The sequence below is a fragment of the Candidatus Contendobacter odensis Run_B_J11 genome, assembly GCF_000531125.1.
Lineage (GTDB): Bacteria > Pseudomonadota > Gammaproteobacteria > Competibacterales > Competibacteraceae > Contendibacter > Contendibacter odensensis.
In genome coordinates this window covers 12263-35098 of the sequence record NZ_CBTK010000273.1, presented here as the reverse complement: position 1 = coordinate 35098, position 22836 = coordinate 12263, and the positions used below count along the sequence as shown (strand labels likewise).

The following is a 22836-nucleotide window of genomic DNA, read 5'->3' as shown; positions in this document are numbered from 1 at the left end:
GAGGCTTGTTCTTCAGTGCGCTGTGACAGATCGCTGCTGCCCTGGGCAATCTCGGCGGCGGAGGAACTGACTTGCGAGGTGGCTTGGGTGACTTGACCCACTGTGTCCTTGAGTTGTACCGCCATCTGATCCAGCGATTTCGCCAGATCGCCGATCTCGTCGCCCCGTTGCAGATAGTGCGGTCCAATCCGCCGCGTCAGATCACCTACTGCAATCGTCTTGGCGAAATTAACCCCATAAATGAGCGGGCGCGTGATATTACGGGTGAGCAAGATCCCCATGAATACGGCTAATAGAAGAGCGCTTACAGTCACGGTAATTGAAATGAGGTTCGCCGTAGCATAGGTTTTATCCCCTTCGGTATTGGTCCGGTCGGCTTCCTTGGTATTGATCTCGATCAATTGCTCAAGGGCGGCTTGCGCTGTAGCCCGGCTGACGGCGTATTGCCCATCTTTCCCCATTGTGCGGGTGACCGCTTCCATATTCTTGGTTTTGATAGCCTCCAGAATGTTTGATGATTCCTGCTTGACGGTGGCCCAAGCCGGTTCAAATCGACTTAGAGCCTCCTTTTCAGCGGGAAGCAGATCGGTAGCCTTATAGGCAGCCCATTCCTTGTCAGCAGTTTGAAATTGACTGGCTACTTCCTGGTGGATGGTCGCTAGTTCTTCTGGAAATAGGGTTGCTTTATACAGATCACCGCGCGATTTAAGGAGTTGGGCATTGACGCTGGAAAGCTGTTGAATGGGTACGGTTCGATCATTAAACAGGGTGGTCATTCCATCGTTGACCGCCTTAATGTTCATGTGATCAAGTAGCGCCATCACCAACAGCATCAGCGCAAGAAAAAGAAATCCTGCCAGGAGGCGGGTTCCGATTTTAAGGTTGTTGATCATGTTTCATCCTCAAGAAGTGAGATAGGCTTTAGTTTTAGTCGGTTTTCGACCGATACCGTAGGAGTGGCTCTAGCCCGCGAACATTGCAGCTCAGGTCGCGGGAACCGGTTTCCAGCCCCAATCGTACTGGTTCAACAGCATCTTTTCCAATTCGCGGGTGAGATTTACATCGGCGCCGCCGCTGTTCTTGCCGCTACGAGAACAGCGATCCAATGGCCAGATACCCACCTTCTCATCAAGGTTCACTTCCTTCCACTTGGGATGACCGGTTTGCTTCAATTGATTCAGATTGGCGCGAATGGCCTGGCCCAGCGTCGCTAATTGTTGGCAACGCTGAATAAAGTAGGGACTCTGCTTACCAGAAAAATCAAAACTCATGAGAACCGCTTTCACTGCAATCGTCGGCACCGTCGTGTCCACCCAATCGTAATCGGTCATCCCAATTTGTGCCGGCTGGTATTCACGTAACAGCCGTGGATCATCCAGTGGTACAAAATGAACATTAGCCAGCAGCGGCGCAAAGTCCGCCTTGGTGATGAGATTCCCCACCTTGGTAAACAGACTGACCGGTTTACCCGCCACATAAAAGGTGGCGTCGGCCTCACCCTTGAGTACGGCAATAACGCCTTGCAGTGGCGCTAAATTCAGCAACGCAGCCGGCTTCACTCCTGTTATTTGCATCAGATTCATCGCAGTTAACCAATTACCGCTACCCTGTTCACCCACCACCACCCGCTTACCCTGCAAATCATTCAATGACATGATCGCTTTACTGGCCAACAGATGCACTTCTTCGTTGTAGAAAGGGAAAATCAGCCGCAACCGTCCTGCCAATTGACGCATCTCCTGATTCTCAGAGCGGCTGAGAAAACCTAATACGTCGGACTGGACAATACCGAAGGTCGCGTTCTCCTTGCTGTTAATCCGCTTGATGTTATCAATGGAGCCTTGGGAGTCCTTGACTAAAATATCCAGGCCAACGGTTTTAGCGACCCCGGCAATATCATTACCAAACTGAATATAGGTTCCGGTTTTGGAACCGGTAACCATGCCAATTTGTTGGGCATTTACATCATCGGCCAATGCGGGAGTTAATCCGCCTAATAGAAATAACAGACCGCTAATGAGCAAACGGTTCATAAAGAGACTCCTGGTTTGAGAGATCACGATGCAGTTGCGTGAAAACGGCTACCCCATTCCCAAAGCGCTCAGGGTGACTTCTGGCGGCGCAATCCTTTCTCCAATTCCTGTACTGTCGGATCGAATTGTGATTTCAATTCGTCCTCCAGGCTATGAGCAGAACTGTGTTTAGCCGGCGGAACCACAGGCGATGGTATCGGCGGAACGCGGGGTTTCGGCGGAGACGCTGGCGGTTTAACCAACACCGGCGGTGGCGTGAGTATCATCGGTTCAGGCGCGGGTTTCGGTTCAGGCGCGGGTTTCGGTTCAGGCGCGGGTTTCGGCTCCGGTGCGGGCTTTGGTTCGGGCGCCGGTTTCGGTTCAAGCGAGGTATGGATATTGTTACCCGGCGCACCGAGCGACGGATCGGCAGCGGTAGCCGTCGGTGATTCGCTGCGGTGCAGGCTGAACCACCACCATCCCCCGGCAGCCATAGCCGCCAGCGCTGCCAATCCGATCAACCCGATCAGTAGCCCGGATACGCCACGTGGTACTGCGTTACCCGTTTCGGATGAAGCATCGAGTGGCGCAGAAGGTTGAGACGCGGGTTGAGACGCGGGTTGAGACGCGGGTTGAGACGCGGGTTGAGACGCGGGTTGAGACGCGGGTTGAGACGCTGGACGGCGTGGCGGCACGATCCGGGTCGGTGCTTCATCCCGTAGTACCTGATCCAGCGCCGCAGCATTCGCCTCAGAGCTTGGATCATCCTCCATTGGCAGCGGGGATAACGGTTTTTGTTTCCCCCCTTGGCTAGGGAGAGTGGGCGGCATGACCGCTGGAGCGGTGGAGCTTTTACCACCCTCATCAAGGGCGGATGAAACTCGGCGACCTGGCACTCTGCGCGTTGGTTCCTCGGTGAGCGGAATTGAGCGACCGCCCCCACGATTCGGGGCCAAACGAGTGGGTAACCCATCATCACTCAGTTGCGCACCCGCATTCATTGCGGGAATCGGCATATCCGGGATTTCCAGATCCGCATGGCCCACCTCCGGCAGCGGTAACGGGGGCGGCAACAGCGGCTCCATCACCGGTACCGGGCGCGGTTTCGGCTCGGCATCCACCCGCGTTCCACCGACTAGCCGCCGTTCATCCTTGGCCGCCCCGTCCTCAATCTCCAGTTCCAGCGGCCAGACAAAGGTTACCGCAGCGGTTCCCGATAAACCTTGGCCGCGCACCGCCAGGCTGTAGGGCATATTTTCCAGTTGAAACGCCAGATCAGGAGGAATGACCACTTTCAGGGTATCACCGCTGTACCAGGCTTCTTCGGGCTGCAACCAGCATTCCGCGCCTTGCCAGCCGTCCTGACCCAGATAATTGGCCGCGAAACCGTGACGACTCAGGGCGAATTCAAAGGTTTCCAGGGTGCGCGGCAACCCGCTGAGAGTAGCGATGGCGTGTCCCAGCGGGCGGGCCGGGTCTTCCGAAATGCGGATCGAAACGGTGGACATTCAATTTCTCCAGAGTAATCGCCTTAAATTCAAACCCTTGAAAGCCCGCTCCTACGTTTTCGACCGATTTTCGCGGGCTAAGGCCGGCTCCTACTGTCGATGAGACGACTGCAATCGGGCCAACAATTCACCCAGGCGGCGATTAGCCGCAAGGTCTACTTCCACCCCGTCGCGGCAGCGGGCGTTGCGTTCCACCAAATCCAGGAAGGCGCGAATCCAGTCGGTGTAATAATCCTGGTCGTAAGTGGATGGCTGTTCGCTCAGTTGTGGGCCACTGCGGGGCACGGCGCGGGGCGGAAACACCGGACGCGGGCCGGATTCCAATGGCAACATCGGTCGCTGCGCCGGGGATAGTGCGTCGTAGCCCAGAAAATCCACGTAGCCATTGAGCAGGTTGGCGCTCAACCGGGCCGGCAGCGCCACAATCTGCTCGAATTTCATCCGGAAGCCGGTCACTTCGCGGGCCAGCGTCTCGATCCGTTCCTCCAGTTTCAGCCGCTGCGCACCGGCGATCAGTTCCTTAACAAAGTCAGCCATAGCTGTTTCCGGCAAACGGTAGTAATTGCACAGTGATTTGTTGCCCCCGATGTCCTGCAAGTCCCGCATCCATTCTGCGACCACCTCACGGGCAAACAGCGCTGCGTCATCCTTGCGGCGATCATCACCGCCGGCATTCGCCACTGGTGCGCTCAGACCGAGAAGCGCTTTCATCTTCCGGGTATCCACCGCCGCGCCAATCGTTGGAGCGCCGATGGCCTGTTTTTCATCGGGCACCCGAGTTTCAATGCGGTAGTAAATGCCTTCCAGATCGTCGCTGTCGGCCTGCAAGGTGCGCAGTAATTCACCGAAGCGCTGTTCGCCGGCGCAATCAATCAGACAACCCGCGATCTGTTGCGCCGCCGCCAGCCGTTTGTTTAATTCCTGCTCCGGGTTATCACTGACGTAATAATGGCTGATCCGCTCAACAATTTGCTCGCGCAAGCGCACCGCCTGACTGGTCAATTGCAAACGCTTGAGTTCGGGATTGCACAAGGGCCGCAGATTATCGGCCAGATAACTAATGCCGCCGTCATTAAGAGCAAATCCGGCATCCCAGGCCTGCTGCGGATCGCGAAAATGGGCGCTGGCAACCGCATCGCGCAGAAAGGCGGCCTTGAACAATTCAATCCGCTTGCGCTCACCCGGCCGGACGCCCGTCTCACGATTCTGCTCATCGTAGTCGAAAATGTTCTTCGCCTTGAAGTTGGGATTACGCAGCCAATAGCTATTGCGAAATACCCCGTGGCTATCCCACTGGCGCGGCCAGTCGTGCTGTTTACCAAAGAAGTTCAGCAGTGAACTTTCCATCCGGGTAATCCAGCGGCTTTCCGGCGACCGTTCACCCGCCTTCTCCTCAAACTCCATATCAAACTTGGTCAATACCAGAAACAGTGCAGTTGGCTGTTGCGCCCGTTGTTCCGGGGTCGCGCCGTGGGTAGAAACAATCCAGTCATACACCATTTCCGGCAGGGTCTTGACTTCCTGATTGCTGGGACCAATGCACAGTAACATGCTGGTTAATTCCTGTTCCGCGCAATAGCGATCAAACAGATACGCCACTTTGCCGCGCAGAAACAAACCCTGTAGCGCATCATTACTTTGCAGGAAGGTGGGTAAATCCTTGACTTGTTCGCGGGAACGGGCGCCGGGGAAATCGAGCAGATCGGTATGCTGGAAGAAATCCCAGGGCTGTTCGCTGATGACGATGCGCAATTCAGCAATCAACGCCGTTACTTCGCTGCGCGGCAGTGTCACTCGGGCACCGTTGACGCCGGTGAGGGTCAAGGTGCCACCGCCGCCAGTGCCCAGACCTTTCAGGGTCTGCACGTCAATGATGCTTTGCTCGCGTGGCAGCAGTGCCTCCAGCCCGGCGCAGGCATCACTGGCGAAATTCAAGCCCTGCAAGCCGGTGTACAGGCGCATATAAAGCTGGCTGAATGCCGTTACATCGCCCCAGATCACCCCGAACAGTTTGGCGCGATCCTGAATTCGCAGCCGGGGCGCCAGTTGCGCCGCCTGTTCCCAAAACCCATGTCGCAACAGTCGCACTCGCTCGAAGCCCTTGAAATAGCGCTCGAAATAGGCTTGCAAATCGAAAACATCATCGGCAGTCAGCGGATCGACCGCTTGGGCCTGCGCGGCCGGAGCCAGTCCTTCCAGCAGTTCATTCAGCCAGGCCGGACTCAGCGGCTGGTCGTCGCTGTGGTCACAATCGGCGTAATAGGTGTTGCCGAGCATCTTGACCAGATCGGTCTGGGTCAACAGCCGCATCTGCACCGGCGCGGCGGGTGAAGCGCCAGGGGTGGTTTGCAGGGTGAAGCGGGTTACCAGCCCGGTGGATTCGCGGCCACCTTCCGGGTTGATGTCGCGGATGAAATCAATGGTCTGGCCGGCGAAATCAGCCAGCAGCGGCGCGGTGCCCTTGCGGGCCAGCGCCGAGATCAGATAGGACTTGCCGGACTGGCTGGGGCCGAACACTCCGGCGCACATCGGACGTTGTGCGGCTTGATCCAGACGACGGGCCTGGCTGGTCAGCCGGCGGAATTCCTTGGTCAGACCGGCTTTTTCTTGCCCAACCCGGTCGGGATGCTGATCCAGCCAGACCAGAAATTCGGTGCTGACTTGTTCAAGGTCTTGACACAGGGCGCGGAGTTGCTCGTTGCTGACGCTGCTGTTCGCGGTGGGGGACAAGGAAGGAACGGGGGCTGGGGTGGGTATCGGCGTTGGAGCAGGTGGAACCGGTGCGGCCTGCGGTGCGGGTGTCGCGACCGTGGGAGGCGAAGCATCAGGCGTTTTTTCCACCGGACGCGGCATCGGTGGAATCACCGGCGCAGGTTCATCGCCCACCTCCACGCCGAAATGGTGGGCCAGCGCCGCCAGGCCACCGGCAAAGCCCTGACCAACCGCCCGAAATTTCCAATTGCCACTGCGCCGATACAATTCACCCAGCACCATTGCAGTCTCGGTCATCCCGGCGGTAGGCAAGGTAAAACTGGCGATGCCGCTCCGGTTCTCGCCGTTGCGCAGTTCCAGCCGCACCCAACGCAGCGCCGCAAACGACGGGCCGCCTCCCGTATCCAGCGTCAGCGCAATAGCGACTTTTTCAACCTCAATCGGCAGAGCCGCGAGGCGCACGCTGAATCGCCGTCGATCCGACTCAAGCTGGAGTCCACCGTCCGGTAATGCCGGCTGGTTATAGAAGATGAAATCACCATCACCGCGTACCCGGCCCTGAGCGGTCAGCGCAAAAGCGCTGGCGTCGAGCGTCCAGGGACCATCGGCAGGCTCCCAGCTCAGCTCCAGTTCGAGATGCTGGAGGCCGGGTGTCTGTTGGCTCAGGGAAAGATTTTGACCGGCCTGAAATGTCAGCACAATAACGCTCTCCGAATGAATGCCTGTCAGGACTTTCGCTTTCCGTCATTCCCGCGTAGGCGGGAATCCAGATAAGCCCCTGAAAAGCCTGGATACCCGCTTTCGCGGATATGACAAATTTACGAGTTTAGCGAAAGTCTTGCCTGTGTGATTCTAGTCTTTCCTGGTGGTTGCGCTGACACCCTGGCGGGCCAGCCAGCGCTCGACGAATTCTTTTTCCGGCAATGGTTTGTCGTAATAATAGCCCTGACCCTGTGGGCATCCTTCGGACAGTAGAAAGTCCGCCTGTGCCTTCGTCTCTACTCCCTCGGCAATCACTGCTAAACCCAGGTTTTTGGCCAGCGCAATGATAGTACGCACAATAGCCTCGTTATTAGTATCCTGGCCAATATCCATAACGAAAGATCGGTCAATTTTGAGCTGCTGAATCGGCAGGTTTTTCAGATACATCAGGGAAGAATAACCGGTGCCAAAATCGTCTACTGACAGAGAGATACCCAGAGCTTTCAACTCAGCGATGAATCCAAACGCATCATCAGCGTTCACAACGAATGATTCGGTAATCTCCAGTTCCAGACACTCCGGTGGCAGACCCGTAGCGGTAAGAATTTTCTCAACCAGATGAACCACATCACCACGCTCAAATTGCTTGATGGACAGATTGACCGAAACCTTGGGCAACTGATAACCGGCTGCCCGCCAAGTTTTTAGTTTTAGGCAGGCGTTGCGTAAAACCCATTCACCCAGAGCAGAGATAAAACCGGTCTCCTCAGCCAATGGAATAAATTTTATCGGCGGAATCAATCCCAGGGTGGGATGTTGCCAGCGGACCAGTGCCTCGGCACCAATCAGTGCGCCACTGGCTAAATCTACCTGCGGTTGAAAGTAGACGACCAGCTCATTGCGCTCGATGGATCGCCTCAGCATGGATTCGAGTTGCAGTCGCTCGGCCGCATCAGCAGTCATTTCTCTAGCATAGTAGTGATAGTTGTTCCGGCCTTTGGCCTTGGCCTGGTACATTGCAGCTTCGGCGTTTTTGATCAGTTCGTGCGCGTCATTGCCATCGGTCGGATAAATGCTGATGCCGATACTGGCGGAGAGATACAGCTCATATCCAGCCAGAATGAAGGGTTGGGTAAAGGTGTTTAATAATTTCTGTGCAATCAGCACCGTGTCCTGGACACCGTTGATATCCTCGATCATCAGGATAAACTTGTCACCGCCCAGCCGCGCCAGCGTATCACTGGTGCGCACTGCTTGAGTCAATTGGCGGGCGATCATCTGGAGCGCTTGATCGCCAAGCGGGTGACCCAGGGAATCGTTAACCGTCTTGAAGTGATCGAGATCGATGAACAGCACCGCCAATCGCGCCTGGCCACGGACCGTCCGCTGAATACCGTGGTCCAGCCGATCCGTAAATAGAACCCGATTTGGCAATTCAGTCAGAGGATCATGGTGGATAAGGAAGGCAAGCTGGTTCTCTGAACGCTTTTTCTCGGCAATATCGGTAAACATTGCTATGTAATTGGTGATCCGGCCAGCCTTATCCTTGATCGCCTGGATGGATAATATCTCTGGGTAGATTTCTCCATTTTTGCGCCGGTTCCAGATTTCTCCGCGCCATTCGCCGTTCCTAACCAGCGCCTGCCACATCTGCTGATAGAACACGGCATCCTGCCGCCCGGATTTGAACAAATCCGGTTTATTCCCAACCACATCCTCGGCGGTATAGCCGGTAATTTCGGTAAACGCTTGATTGATTGCGAGAATAATATCGTCAGCGCCGGTAATCATAATGCCCTCAGCGGCGTTCTCAAATACGCTCGCCGCCAGTTGCAGATGTTCCTGGGCCTGTTTCTGATCGGTCTGATCGGTGTAAATCCATACACTGCCATTTTCTGGATAGTTCAAATCCAGCGCCCGACCGTGTAAATAGCCCCAGAAAATGCTGCCGTCTTTACGTTTAAGCTGGATTTCTTCCAGGTAAACTTCACCCCGATCCAATGCGCTATAAGCCCGCTCGCCAATCGCCTGATAGTCCTCATCAGTTCGATAAATAATCCGGGTGGTATAACCCAGCATCTCGCCTTCGCCATAACCAAGCATTTCTTCAAAACGGCGGTTGCATTGGATAATCACTCGCTGTTTGAGCAGAACAATACCGACGATGGCATTGTCGAGAATGGCCTCCTGCTGCGTCAGCAAGGTCTTGAGCCGTGCTTCATCGCGCTTGCGCTGGGTAACATCACGGGCAATGGACAATACGGCACTGCCCTCGGCGAGCATGATCTTGCTCGTCGTCACTTCGACGTCAATGGCAGAACCATCCACCCGCAACATGCAACGTGGCTCTATTACGGGTAACACGGCCAAGCAGTCTGCGGCGGTGTCTTGAATCTGCTCTACCCGTTCTCTGGCGATCTGGTGAAAGTCCGGGTGAACCCGTGCCGTCCACGGCAAACCCAGCAATTGATCTTCACGCTCAGCCCCAAACAATTGCAGCGCCGAGCTGTTGACCATGACCATGATCCCTTGGTGATGCACAAAAATAGCGTCCGGGGAGAGAGCCAGCAGCGAGCGATAGCGTTCTTCACTCTCCTGCAAGGCCATAGCGGCTTGCTTACGGTGATCAATATCGCGGACCACGACAACCAGTTGCTGCCCACCGCTGATCCGCGCAACCCGCGCATTGGCTTCAATCCAGAACAGGCGACCTTGCGCATCCTTGGCGCGCCATTCAAAAAATTGCGGTTCTCCTTCCCATGCACGGGTGAGCCAAGCCATCGCGTCCTGTTGGGTATAGGGCGGCACCCCGGCGCTCAAGTCTCCAATCGTCAACGATACCAACGCCTCGCGGGTATAGCCGAACATTTCACTGGCCTTGGCGTTGACGAATAGAATCCTGCCGCTTTGACCTTCATGGAGAAACACCGCGTCATTCAGCGAATCCACAATCGCCTCAAACCGTTCCTCATTCTCGTAGAGGGCGAGTTCCGCCATCTTGAATTCGGTAATATCCCAAACGATAGCAATGGCCTGACGATTGGTTGCGCTGGAGTCGAAAATCCGGCCACGGGCCATAAACCATGGCGTATTCACCGCCGGCTGATCACGGCGGAACTCCACCAGAAATTGTCCGTGGGTGGCGAGGTCACGGGCTATCACGGTCGCGATCCGGTCGCGATCCTCCGGGTGAACCCGATCCAGCAAGGCACGGGCCACCGGTTCTTCTGTACTAATCACCCACTCGATAAAGCACATCCGTGCCGCCTCCAGAGTGGCGTCCAACCGGGAACGCTGTTCGCGCAGCAGGTTTTCGTTATCGCGAATGCGAGCCTGGAACTGATTGAAGCTGGTAATGAGTTGCCCGATCTCGTTGCGGGTGGTCACCGGTAATGGTTCCAGCAGCCGCTGGCCGGTAGCCATATTGCGCAACGCCCGCGTGGTATCTTGCAGTGGCGCCAGCCAGTGGTGAATTACCAGTGTGGCCAGTAATGGAATGACCAGCGACAGGAACAGAGCCGCACTCAGGATGGTGTTTTGTACTGCCGTAATGGGGGCGAACGCTATCGCTACCGGTAACACGGCGACCGCAAACCACTGGGCGGTGGGGATGCGATGACTGGAAGACAGCTCTTCGATACCCCGAGAATTCAGCGCAACCCCGGAGCCTTCAAAACCGGCCATGTAGCGGTCATGCATTTGGTTGACGCCTGGCGCGGGAATCAGTTGGAAGGTACGGCTGGAATGGGTTGCTGCGACAAAACGACCGCTCTTGGGGTCAATAATCAAAACGCCGCCGCCCTTGCTACGGTAAGTAGCGACAATCCGACGGATAAAATTTTCTGCGTCGAGATAAGTAATGCCGGCCAGCACTCCGGTTACTTTTCCAAAGGTATCGGTAATAGGCACGCTCATTGCGACCAGTGGCCGGTCAGATAATTTACCCGCCACGGGGATACCTACCCAGGGCTTACGCTGCTCCAGTGCGGCGATAAAATAATCGCGGTCGGCCAGATTCAGACCCACACGGTCCGGCATATCCGAGGCGTCGGCGAGACAGACTCCAGTAGCGTCCAGCATCAAGAGACCGCCGTTAAACAATGCACCGACCGCCAGATTATCGTGCAGAAATTCATCAAGCTGTTTTGGCTCACTGATGAGAGTGCGCTTGCCAATAGATCGGGCCAGTTCATCAAGGGCTTGCAGACGCAGGTGAGTCTCCTGATCAATGCTGGCCGCAATCGCTGAAACGGCTGAGAACTGTTGATCAGAGAGCAAGCGTTCCAGATCGGGTTTCAGCGAAATGTTGATAAAGCCCGCCAGCCCCCAAATGACTGAAAACAACAATATCAGTACAAACAGCGGGAATCTGACCGCAAAGCTAAAGATCCAGCGGGGCATAGTCATTATCAACCGATCTCCTTTGGAAGCGGTTTTTTTATGTCTTATATCTTATGTCTTTTGTAGCTCATTGATTCAACGCCTGCACACCCAACACCGTCGCTATCAATGCCAGCAGGACAAATACCACGATCTTTATCAACAGTTGTTCGCGGTCGTAGGCTGCTAATGCCACCACCTTACCGATGAGCGCACTACCGTCGGACTGGAGCGCGACCAGATCATGACCGGGCGCCAGTTTCGGGCAATACAACTCAACGGTGATTTCCTCACGCGGCGGGCGGATCCAGCGGAAGGAGGGATTAAGCAGCGCATGGAGCGGTTCCAGAGTGGCCTGCCCGCTGGTCAGCGGATGCAACGCAACCAGCGCTGCTCGCCCACCCGACGATCCTATCGGCGCTATTCGAACCGTCACTGGTTGATAGTCCTGCAGCACCTGGTTGGCCTTGGTCAAGCGCCGTTCCTGCCAACGATCCAGATACCACAGCAATCCGCCGGACAGCGCCATCACCGGCAGCATGACCAGCCCCATGAACGCTAGTAGCAACAGGCTGGCAATATCCCGACTTGAAAAAGCGGTCACCATTAAGAATAGCAGCAGACCGGCCATCGTCATGGCCAGCAGTAAACCGAACAATCGCAACAGGCGGCGGTGCGTAGCGCTCAGCCTTTGCAGGCTGGGATGCAGCGGAATACTCGGGGTATCGGTCATGGTTTCGTCATCGGGAAAGCGGTCAAGCCTCCCCTTTGCTTTACAAGGCGGGGGAGGGGAAGGAGATGCTCAGGGACGCGGCGCATCGCCGGTTCGGGCAGAAATCGAGAAAATGCCGGTATCCAGCCAGTAGCCATACTCGTCTTTCAGCGTCTGCAATTTCAGCAACACCACTCCAATGGGTTGCTGATTGCCGTTGGCATCGGCCACATCGGCGATTTTGAAATCCAGATCCACATTTTCATCGGTGGAACGTTCCAGCGTAACCTTGAGCGGTAGCGCCTTGGCGCGGGCATCCTGCGGATGGGCGAAGGTGACCCGATACAACGGGGTGGCCGGCCAGCGCTCGATGCCCAGTTGCCGGAAGCCGAGAAACACCGGCGCGTAGAAATCGAAGGTTGCTTCCGGCAGTCGAGCCTTGTGGTCTTCCAGTTCCAGATTGGCGAACAGTACATTGTCCTTTTTCAGCCGCCCGGTCTGTTCCAGCACCCCGATGAAACGGGCGGTGGATTTCATCCCCAGTTCACGGCTGCGCAGGTTGAATTTATACAACTGTCCTTCCGCCAGCGCACACACCATCGCCCCTACCGCTGCCGTAGTTTTGGGGTCGGTCAACCGCCCGCCGACCGAGCGGAACGGATACCAGTCGCCGACCCGGTAGGTATGCAGACTGACGATGCGATCCGGCGGGGTTGGCAGTTTCGCCAGAATTGCCGCCCGGATCGCCGGTAACCGGCAGGGCCGCCCGGAAATCAGCAGATAGTCGCAATCGTAGAGATGAACCACCTCGCACAGGTCACTCAGCACTTGACCGAGAATCCGTCGCACCGTGGTATCGAGCGCCAGCATGGTGGTGGCGAACATCACTTGATCCAGCTTGAATCCCTGACCGCCGGCGGCGCGCACCGCTTCTTCCAGAAACGCCACCACCTGCTCATGCGGCTCGCTGTCGGTGGGATAGACATCAGCCAGCCGCAGGGTCAGCGCTTCGTTACCGGCGCTGAGATCGGCGTTTTCGTAGCGGTGCAGCAGCGCCAGCGCCAGCGGCAGCGCTACTTGATTGGCGAACTGCCGGCGCAAGGTCCGGTCGCGCTCGGCCTGATCGCCGCGATTAGCGCCCAACAACCGTGCCAGCAATTCTTCGGCATTGGCCGCGCCGCTGTGGCGAATCGCATCCAGCAGCGCCGGCAGCACATTGCGCTCGATCAGTCCACACAGCACATCATCGCCGGCGATATTGAAACCTTCGCGGAATTCCTGCACCGGCTTCACTGCGGTGCCGCCTTCCAGTTGATAGGTGGTGATGATCAGATCGGTGGTGCCGCCGCCGATATCAATGCTGGCCAGCCGCAGACAGGGCAACTCGCCATAGCCTTCGCGCACTCGCCCAAACACCTTGAAGAACAGCGTGGCGTCGCCCTGAAAGTTGTGCTTGATCTCGTTGTAAAGAAACACGATCTGGGTGCCGGTGGCTTCGTCCCATTGCATGAACGGTTCCGGCGCCTGGCTCTCCTCCAGCCCCAGCGCCCGCCAACTCAGCCGCACTGCGGTATGAACCCGGCGGGCGAATAATTTACGTTCGGCCAGCGGCATGGCGGTGGGCAGGGTCAAAATCACCCGTCGCAACCGGCGCGGGGCGTCGGAATAGACCCGCTCGTAGCGACGGGCCGGAGAATTGGCTTGCACGAACGCTTGTAACAGCACCTCGGCAACGAAGAAGCTCATCAGCGCACCACGCGAGAACAGCGCGGTCACGGCGGGCGGTTCACCCGCCGCCAGTTCCTCGCCATCTTCGCGCAGATAACCAACGAATGGGCCGGTGGTGACCGGGCCGCTGTCGCCGCCGGTGCTGTCCGGGCCGGGATTGAAGCGCCAGGCGTGGTGGCGGGCATCGGTATCCCACAGATAGCGCTTGGGGCTGGACAGGCCGGTGTTGCCCTCGGTGCCGTGGCTGAAATAGGACAGCGCCTGCGCCTCAAAGCCGACCCGCGTTACTGACGGCCACATGAAGGCGCCAGGACGACCGCTACGGCGGGATAATTTTTCATCGCCGAAGGCACCGCGCACGAACTCGACCCGACTGGGAAACGGCTCGTCGTAAACCTGTTCGGGATGGCTGAAATCGCGCAGTTCCAGCCGGTAGCTGTCGTTCATGTCCACCGGATTGTCGCCGCTGGTTTCCATCAAGATCCCGCAAGTACGGGAATTGCCGATGTCCAGCACCAGATCCACGTCTACGGGCCGGTTCAGCCGGGCGGTCGGGCCGTTGTCGACGAAGGTGAAGCGCAGTTTGGGCGGTTGCGCCGCCCGCCGCAGCAGAGTTAGTACGGTGAGATAGGCTGCCACCGGGTCGGGACTGGCGCGCAGTTCAGCCTCATCTACCCGGCGCGGGGCGCGACGGCGCAATTCAAAGGCATGAAAGCGCTGGTACAGCCACTCGCTCACCCATTCCTGGTCCAGAAACCACTCGGTATCCGCCTCGGCATCACTCAGGGCGAATTCCTCGCCGGACTGCATATCCAGCGGACTGGGGGCGAGATAGGGCCGGCCCTCGCGGGTCGGCAACAGTTGGGTATCGAAAGCGAAGGTCACGCGGTGGGTGTGGCCGTCGGCATCCGGTGTCGGCAATTCCATCAGCCGCGCCCGTGCCCAGTTGCAGGGGCCTTGGTCGAACAGGTGATCGCCATCCGGGCGTCGCTCGCGCACCCGCAGGAACGGCAGCGGAATCCAGACCCCGGCAAAAATGCCCGCCGCCTTGGCAGCATTGAAGGAATAGGCCTGTTCGGGAGTCACCGCCCGCCCGTCCTCGGTCACGAACTGGCCGCTGGCGTCGTCGGGGTACAGGCTGGTCAGCACCGGGCGATGATCCGCGCCGGTCTCGCTCAGGAACGCCCGCGATACCCGGCTTTGGCTGAGATTGAAGCCAAAATCCAGAAACTGGATGGCGGTGTTGGGAATCAGGTTGATAAGCGGACTGAATTTCTTGAGTTTCGCCAGCATGGCTGTGACCTTTACCAATGGGATGTCTTTGCTAATTCTGACGCTGACCGGCAAACCGGAATCGTATTGTAGGCTTAATGATAAACAGGGGCTTTAACAAGCGTCTCGCATTTCACTGCAACCGGTTACCGCTTTTCGCCTGCTTTCCAGGCGCTATCCCGCGCTACTGCGTAAAGGGTGTCCAGTTGCGGTTGCAGCGCGGTTAATGCCGCCAGCCGATGAATCAGGCCAGTGAGCGCTTGCGCCTCATCCAGCCGCAAATCCCGCCCTAACAGCGCCTTTTCCCGATAGCTCAGCCACTTTTTGATCACTTGATAACCGCCGATGCTGTACTCCCATACCGATCGGGGCACATTGCTGACATAGGCGGCTGGGTTCAGGTAGAGGTCATAGGCCGGTTCCGCTGAGGCTTCCGAAGCCGGGCGCGACTCAAGACGGCCTTTGCCAGGCATGGTTGCGCCATCCTTGCCGGCGTAACCCCAACCCGCCGTCACCGCCAGTTCTCCAGCATCGGGATCAAGAGCGCCGCCGCCGACCCGGCACATCAGGCCCAAAGGCCGCAATTCCGGCTGAATCTTGCCTGCGGTCACGCCGACCACCGGCTGATCGACATCCAGCAACGCGGCGATTTGGCGACCCCGATCGACGGAAGCTTGCAATGTCTCTCCATGATCCGGCAGTGGAATACGGGGCCAATCCTGGCGAATGCCGTCGCTATTCTCGCGCTGATAAGCCGGGCTGAAGCCGATAGCCAGCGCGTGTCGCCAGATCAATGCGGCAGTTTCAGCGTCCTGATCGGGATCGGGCAGCTTCAAATGTTGCAGATAGGCGCGGGCAGTAGGTGAAAGATTGGCGATAGTGACCGGCTCGTCGCCGATGCCGGCCAGCGCGCCATTCGAGCCGTTTTTTTTGACTGCTTGAGGAAGATGGCGCAGCCATACCGGAAAGCAGGCGTTGTCCGGCATCAGGAAATGATCGTCGGACAGGCCAGCCACCCAGGAGCAGGGCGCTCCTTCGGGCGAGGCCGAAGAGCGGAACCGGGTCATGAAAAAAGCGTTGCCGTCCCAGCATTGTTGCCAATAGCGCGGGCGCGGTTCGTTCCACAGCGGACGCACCGGCAGGTAATAGCACCAGCGGGTATCAAAGGCCCGCACCGCGTAGCGTCGCAACCGTTCGGGATCAAACTGCTCAGTCGCCAGTAATTTGGTGCGAGTTTTGCGGGCGTCGAAACGCGCCGCGTCTTTAGTCAAACCACCGTTCAGTGCCGCCAGTTCGGCCCACTCCAGCGCCGGATCGAAATAGGCGCGCATTCGTTGTTCCAGCGTGTCCCGATCGATGTCAATCAAGCCGCCGCCGCGCTTTTCCATCAGGCCATTGCTCGGCGGTTCAGCGCAGAGATCGAGGACGCTGGGCCAGCTTTGATACGCCGCTGAAATGGTCATCGGGCGAAAGGAGAAGCGGTTTTCCCGGTTCGGTTGCGCCCGTTGATACTGACCGTCGAAATCCGGGGCGTCCAGACTGGCCAGCAGTTGCGCCCGCCGTTCTCCCGCCCGCGCCGCGTCAATATCGTCCCGGAAACGCACAATAGCCGTGCGCTTGGCGGATTTGGCTTTGGCGCGTCCAGTTCTGACCCAAAGCGATGTGACCACACTTTGGCGGATGCCCTCGGAGAAGCCGGGAATGGTAAAAATCGAATCGCTGGTGCGGCCATCCGGGGCGTATTCATTCACTTTGCGATTGCCGTGCAGGTTCTCCACCCAAATCTTGTCGAAGGAGTTCAACAGATGCTGGCGCAGGGCGACGAAGGAGGGATCGCCGACCCAGGAATGATTGGAGATGTAGCAGACCACGCCGCGCCCGGTCTTGACGATCCGCCGCTCGGCGATGCGGAAAAAGCGCACGTAGAGATCGTCCAGATTGAATTTCTTGATTCCCCAACCGCCGTCCGCTACCGGTTTGTTGAGATTTTCCTTGTACGCCTCGACCAAATCGCCTTCTTGTTCCGGGCTGATTCCGGCGAAGGCGTTGTACGGCGGATTGCCCAGAATCACCAGAATGGTTTTGCGCTGCTTGATTTCATCCGCCTTGTCGCGTTCTTCCTGGAATTCCGGGAACGGAATCGCCATCTGCTGGCCGGGCTGCGCCAGCGGTTCCCAGTTGGTTAAGGCATTGGTGAGGTAGATGCCGACCCGTTCCCGATCTTCTCGCAGCGGTACGCCGAACTTTCGCAGCAGCAGGCCCAGTTGCAGATGAGCGACGACGAAGGGCGCGGGCAGCAGTTCAAAGCCGAAAATGCGAGTCAGCGCCGCCTGCTTGAGTTGCGCAGCGGTCAAGGCATCGCCGCTCTTGTCCTGCAAGGTTTGCTGAATCCGCCGCAACACTTCGACCAGATAAGCGCCAGTTCCGCAGCAGGGATCCAGCACCAGCACCGAGGGATCGGCCAGACCATCGGTCAGATGCAGTTCCTCGCGCAACACGGCATCTACCCGCGCCACTTGATAACGCACGATATCCGGCGGGGTGTACCAGACCCCTAATTGCTTGCGCAGCGCCGGGTCATACGCCTTGAGGAACGGCTCATAGAAATACTGGACGGCGTATTCCTCCTCGAAATGCTGGAAGAACGCCTCACGAACTACCCGGTTGAGGGTGCGCCCGGCCCAATCCAGCACCTCGTCCAGATGCAGCGGTTGCAACCGTTTCGGGGTGGCGATCTGCTCGAACAGGCTGGCGATCATCGGTACATGCAGGCTCCAGGCGGCAGCGCGCCAGTCAAACCGGCCCGTTTCACCCTGTCGCGCCCACAGTACCCAGGCGGAAAACACCCCGTAAAACAAAGTCTGCACCAGCGTCGCCCGGAAGAAGCGCTCGCCGGTTTCGCCCTCAAATTTCAAGCCCAGCGCCCGTTCCAGTCCTTCACGCAGCGCTATTAATCCCGGCAAATCACCGGCGCTGTCCACTCTGGCGCGGGCCTCGCGAGCGTGCGACGCCAGAAACCAGGCCAGATCCTGCGGATCGGTCAATGGCGCGTTGTAGCTGAGGGCGCGGGCCAGAAAGTCCAGCAGACGGTCGCCGAATCGCGCAGCGGTCTGGCGCGGCTGCCGCAGCAGTTCCAGAAATTCCGCTTCGCTGGCCGCCAGTTGAAAATGCTCCAATAGCATCGGCTGGTCGGCGGCATCCCGCCCGACCAGAATAAAATCGCGGTAAGTGCTGACCAAGGCCACGCCGTAATGCTGGACATAGCGGGCCACCTGCTCGCTGGCGGCGACCGTCGCGGCGTCCTCGCGCCAGCCTTTGACTTCGACGACGCCGCGTTCCGGCTTCTGGCCCGGCAACGGCTCTCCTTCGCACTCATTCTCAAACTGGCTGGCGCTGAACAAGCCGAAATCAGGAGCGCCAGCGCCGGTATTCCGCAACTGCGGTACCGCCCGGACTTGGGGTTTGAGGCGGTCGCCGGCCTGATTCAGCAGATTCTCCAGCGCACCGTAATAAGAGGTTTCGGCGCCGCCGCCGCCGGTGTCGTAAATCTGGCAGAGGGTGGCGAGATAGGTTTCGAGCGGGTGGCTCACGTTGTTCAAACTCCCGCCGGCTTTGGTTCAGCTTTGACTACGGCTGGACCATGATCGGCCAGCTCCGCTGCTTCTTCCGCTGTATGGTGCGTTTTACGCACCAGCAGGGTATAAGCCACCGGCACCACGAACAGGGTCAGCAGCGTTCCCAGCAGCAGGCCGCCGACGATGACCCAACCGATTTGCTGGCGGCTTTCCGCCCCCGCGCCCAACGCCAGCGCCAGCGGAATCGCGCCGAGAATGGTGGATAGCGTGGTCATCAGGATCGGACGCAAGCGCAGGGTGGCCGCTTCCAGCACCGCCGCTTGCCGATCCAGTCCGGTCAAGCGTAATTGGTTGGCGAATTCGACAATCAAAATGCCGTTCTTGGTGATCAGTCCAACCAGCATTACCAGGCCGATCTGGCTGTAGACGTTCAAGGTGCCACCGCTCAGAAACAGCCCCAGTAATCCGCCGGTGATCGCCAGCGGCACCGTCAGCATGATCACCAGCGGCGATATAAAACTCTCGAACTGGGCGGCCAGCACCAGATAAATCAGCAGTAGCGCTAGTACAAAGGTGGTGTACAGAGTGGCCCCGGATTCGCGGAACTCCCGCGACTGGCCGTCCAGCGCAGTTTGCGCGTTTTCACCCAGCACCTCCTTCGCAGTCTGATCCATGAACTCCAGCGCTTCGCTCAAAGTGTAGCCGGGCGCGATATTGGCCGAAATGACCGCAGCGCGCAGCCGGTTGAAGCGGTTCAGTTCCTTGGGGGCGACGGTTTCCCGCACCTCGACCAGATTGGAGAGTTGCACCAGTTGCCCATCGCGGCCCCGCACGAAAATTGCGGTCAAGTCGGTCGGCTGTTCACGATCCTGATCCTTGAGTTGCAGCACCACATCGTATTGCTGGCCGTCCTGCTTGAAGCGGGTCACTTGCCGCCCGCCGAGCAGGGTTTCCAGGGTCCGGCCAATGTCCTCCACATCCGCACCGACTGCGGCGATTTTGTCGCGATTCAGCACGACCGAGAGTTGCGGCTTGTTCAACCGCAAATCGCTGTCCAGATTCACCATGCCGGGATACTGTCGCGCCTTGGCCAGCACCTGATCGACCCGTTGTTGCAGGTCGGCATAACTGCTGGACTGAATCACGAACTGCACCGCCGGATTGCGGAAGCTCTGGCCGAGCGAGGGCGGATTGATCGGGAAGGCCAGCACTCCGGGCAACTGAGCCATTTTCGGCGCGAGTTCCTTGGCGATAGCTTGCTGCTTGCGCTGGCGCTGTTCCCACGGTTTCATCCGCACGAACGACAAGGCGCTATTGACCGGATTGGGCCGTTCCAGCCCCGGCGCGACAAACACCAGATAGGAACTCACTTCGGGAATGGCCTGATAGAGCTGTTCCAGTTGCCGGGCGTAACCGTCGGTGTAAGCCAGGGTCGCTCCTTCTGGCGCGACGATCACGCCAATGATGGTGCCGCGATCTTCCAGTGGCGACAGTTCCGATTTGAGATGAGTGAACAGCCAGCCCGCGCCGAATGCGGTCACGCAGAACAGCAGTACAATCAGCCCGCGCCGGTTAAGGGTATGACTGAGCAGGCGGTGATAGCCTCGGTTCATCCCCAGGAAAAAGCGCTCGCTGACATTGAAGAACCGGTTGTGCTGGCTTTCGTGGCGCAGCAGTTTGGAACACATCATCGGGGTCAGGGTCAGGGCCACGAAGCCGGACACTGTTACCGCCGCCGCTACGGTGAACGCGAATTCGGTGAACAGTCGCCCGGTATTACCGGTCATGAACGCCAGCGGGGTAAATACCGCCGCTAGGGTAATGGTCATCGCCAGCACCGCAAAGGCGATTTCCTGCGAACCGTGCAGCGCCGCCTTGAACGGGGTCATCCCGTCTTCGATATGGCGATGAATGTTTTCCATGACCACGATGGCGTCATCCACCACCATGCCTATCGCCAGTACCAGCCCTAATAAGGTGAGGGTGTTGATGGTGAAACCCAGCGCATACAGGAAAATGAACGCGCCAATCAGCGACACCGGAATGGTCACCAGCGGGATCAGCGTCGCCCGCCAGTTGCGCAGGAACAGGAAGATCACTACTGCCACCAGCCCCAGCGCCTCCAGCATGGTCCGGTAGACCGCCTCGATGGATTTCTCGATAAAAATGGAACCGTCGTAGCCCACGGTGATTTTCATCCCCTCCGGCAGGCTGGCGGTCATCCCCGGCAGCAACGCCCGCACTGCCTGGGCCACGCTCAAGGTATTGGCGGTGGATTGCTTGACGATGCCGAGTCCAACCGAGGGATTGCCGTTGGCGCGCAACGCATTGCGTTGGTCCGCTGCGCCCACTTCAGCAGAACCAATGTCGCGCAACCGGATCGGATAGCCTTTGACTTCCTTGAGAATCAGATCGTTAAATTGCTCCGGGCTGCGCAAATCCGATTCGGTCAACACGGTGAATTCGCGCTGGCGCGATTCGATCCGCCCGGACGGCAGTTCGACATTCTGCTTCTTCAGCGCATTTTCCACGTCCTGCGGAGTCAGGCCGTAAGCGGCCATCCGGTCCCGATCCAGCCATAACCGCATGGCGTAGCGCCGTTCGCCGGCAATGATGACGCTGGCGACTCCTGGCAGAGCTTGCAGGCGATCCACGATGATGCGGTCGGCATAATCGGTTATCTCCAGCGCACTGTGCCGCTCGCTGGAAAACGCTAGCCACATAATGGCTTGGGCGTCGGCTTCGATTTTCGCCACCACCGGATCGTTGACTTCATCGGGCAACCGGCTGCGCACCCGCGCCACCCGGTCGCGCACATCGTTGGCGGCAGCGTCCACATCCCGCTCCAGCACCAGTTCCACCGTGATTTGACTGACTTCCTCGCGGCTGATGGATTTGATAGTGCGGACGCCTTCAATCCCCGCCAGCGTATCTTCCAGCGGTTGCGTGATCTGGCTTTCCATGATTTCGGCGCTGGCACCGGGGTAAACCGTGCGTACCGAGACAATCGGCGCGTCAATGTTGGGATATTCACGCACCGGCAAGCGCAGAAAGGAGATTACGCCGATGAGAATAATGGTGAGACTCATCACCGTCGCCAATACCGGGCGCTTGATCGAGATTTCAGGCAGGAACATGACGGTTTACCTCTGCGGTACGGTCGGTGGCGAAGTCCCCGGCGGCGGCAACACCGTCACCGCTGCGCCATCGCGGATTTTCAACTGGCCGTCAGTGACGACTTGATCACCCGCCTTCAGCCCTTCCAGAATTTCTACCTTTCCGGGCCGGCGCAAGCCCAGTTTTACCGGCGTCATCACCGCTTTGCCCTCAACCACCCGGTACACAAATGGAGTCTGACCCAACGGCACAATGGCCTGTTCCGGCGCGATCAGGGCATTCTCCCGCCGCTCCAGCACCAGATTCACTCGAGCGAACAAACCCGGCCGCAGCTTGTTGCCCTTGTTCGGCAGTCGCGCCCGCAACAACACGGTGCGAGTCTCCGGGTCCACTGCTGGATCAATGGCGTAAGTCGTTCCCTCGAAGCCCTGATCAGGCCAGGCGTCCACCCGCACCGTCAGGATTTGCCCGGTCGCCAGCCGCGCCAGATAGGTTTCCGGCACTCGAAAATCCAGTTTCATCGCGCCAAGACTTTCCAGATTGGCGATGTCATCACCCGCTTTCACATAAGCGCCGGGGCTGACCAGCCGCAAACCCACCGTTCCGGCGAACGGGGCACGGATCACGGTTTTGTCCAGCCGCACCTGGGTGAGCGTTTGCGTGGCACGGGCCGCGTCCAACCGGGCTTTGGTCTCGTCGAGAATCTGCGGGCTGCTCAGATTCTTGCGTTGCAAATCCTGCAACCGCCGATAGCTGATTTCCTCCAGTCCAACTTGAGCGGTGCTGCCAGCCAGTTGCGCCTGGTATTCGCCCTGATCAAGCGTCACCAGCGGATCGCCTTCGCTGACGGCCTGGCCTTCCTTGAAATGGAGCGTGACCACCCGCCCGGCGATTTCGGGGCGGATCATCACCGTTTCATCAGCGCGCAGCGTACCGACGGCGGTCACCTCAATATTAAGAGTTTCGCGGCTCACTGCTGCCGTTTTGACCGGCATCGGCGGCATTTCGGCAGGTTTTTGTTGGGCCAGCACCGGGAGCGTTAAAAGTACCAAGGCGACACTTAGCGTCGCCCGTTTGCAGGGATCATACATGGAAGATGTGCCCGCTTTAGAGGAGAG

General features: G+C 58.3%; 10 protein-coding genes. All 10 read right to left on the bottom strand.

The window, feature by feature from the left end:
- The coding region (locus BN874_RS16890; RefSeq protein ID WP_034435433.1) for an MCP four helix bundle domain-containing protein at positions 1-893 on the bottom strand (893 nt) is incomplete at its 3' end.
- 90 nt (positions 894-983) lie between these two features.
- The gene (locus tag BN874_RS16885; protein WP_034435432.1) at positions 984-2033 is read right to left on the bottom strand and encodes a TAXI family TRAP transporter solute-binding subunit; all 1050 of its coding nucleotides are present in this window, start codon (positions 2031-2033) and stop codon (positions 984-986) included.
- A 68-nt stretch (positions 2034-2101) separates the two neighbouring features.
- Positions 2102-3520: a hypothetical protein gene (locus BN874_RS16880; protein WP_034435431.1), complete on the bottom strand. Its 1419-nt coding sequence runs from the start codon at positions 3518-3520 to the stop codon at positions 2102-2104.
- Positions 3521-3610: 90 nt separating this feature from the next.
- Positions 3611-6931: a virulence factor SrfC family protein gene (locus BN874_RS16875; RefSeq protein ID WP_051497969.1), complete on the bottom strand. Its 3321-nt coding sequence runs from the start codon at positions 6929-6931 to the stop codon at positions 3611-3613.
- A gap of 153 nt (positions 6932-7084) precedes the next feature.
- Positions 7085-11341 carry a PAS domain S-box protein gene (locus BN874_RS22835; protein ID WP_051497968.1) on the bottom strand — a complete coding sequence of 1419 codons (4257 nt, stop codon included), beginning with the start codon at positions 11339-11341 and terminating at the stop codon, positions 7085-7087.
- Between the two features lie 61 nt (positions 11342-11402).
- Positions 11403-12047: a hypothetical protein gene (locus BN874_RS16860; protein ID WP_034435430.1), complete on the bottom strand. Its 645-nt coding sequence runs from the start codon at positions 12045-12047 to the stop codon at positions 11403-11405.
- Between the two features lie 69 nt (positions 12048-12116).
- Positions 12117-15047 carry a virulence factor SrfB gene (locus BN874_RS16855; RefSeq protein WP_051497967.1) on the bottom strand — a complete coding sequence of 977 codons (2931 nt, stop codon included), beginning with the start codon at positions 15045-15047 and terminating at the stop codon, positions 12117-12119.
- 125 nt (positions 15048-15172) lie between these two features.
- A complete protein-coding gene (locus tag BN874_RS16850; RefSeq protein ID WP_051497966.1) occupies positions 15173-18616 on the bottom strand; it encodes a type ISP restriction/modification enzyme in 3444 nt (1147 codons plus the stop codon).
- Positions 18617-18621: 5 nt separating this feature from the next.
- Positions 18622-21738, bottom strand: coding sequence for an efflux RND transporter permease subunit (locus BN874_RS16845; RefSeq protein WP_051497965.1), 3117 nt, complete (start codon positions 21736-21738; stop codon positions 18622-18624).
- 6 nt (positions 21739-21744) lie between these two features.
- The gene (locus tag BN874_RS16840; protein ID WP_034435429.1) at positions 21745-22809 is read right to left on the bottom strand and encodes an efflux RND transporter periplasmic adaptor subunit; all 1065 of its coding nucleotides are present in this window, start codon (positions 22807-22809) and stop codon (positions 21745-21747) included.
- Between the last annotated feature and the right edge of the window lie 27 nt (positions 22810-22836).

What these genes read in the sequence shown, in the direction of transcription:
- BN874_RS16860 (WP_034435430.1), bottom strand. Translation starts at nt 12,047, where the DNA reads ATGACCGATACCCCGAGTATTCCGCTGCATCCCAGCCTGCAAAGGCTG.
- BN874_RS16880 (WP_034435431.1), bottom strand. Translation starts at nt 3,520, where the DNA reads ATGTCCACCGTTTCGATCCGCATTTCGGAAGACCCGGCCCGCCCGCTG.
- BN874_RS16845 (WP_051497965.1), bottom strand. Translation starts at nt 21,738, where the DNA reads ATGTTCCTGCCTGAAATCTCGATCAAGCGCCCGGTATTGGCGACGGTG.
- BN874_RS16885 (WP_034435432.1), bottom strand. Translation starts at nt 2,033, where the DNA reads ATGAACCGTTTGCTCATTAGCGGTCTGTTATTTCTATTAGGCGGATTA.
- BN874_RS16840 (WP_034435429.1), bottom strand. Translation starts at nt 22,809, where the DNA reads ATGTATGATCCCTGCAAACGGGCGACGCTAAGTGTCGCCTTGGTACTT.
- BN874_RS22835 (WP_051497968.1), bottom strand. Translation starts at nt 11,341, where the DNA reads ATGACTATGCCCCGCTGGATCTTTAGCTTTGCGGTCAGATTCCCGCTG.
- BN874_RS16855 (WP_051497967.1), bottom strand. Translation starts at nt 15,047, where the DNA reads ATGCTGGCGAAACTCAAGAAATTCAGTCCGCTTATCAACCTGATTCCC.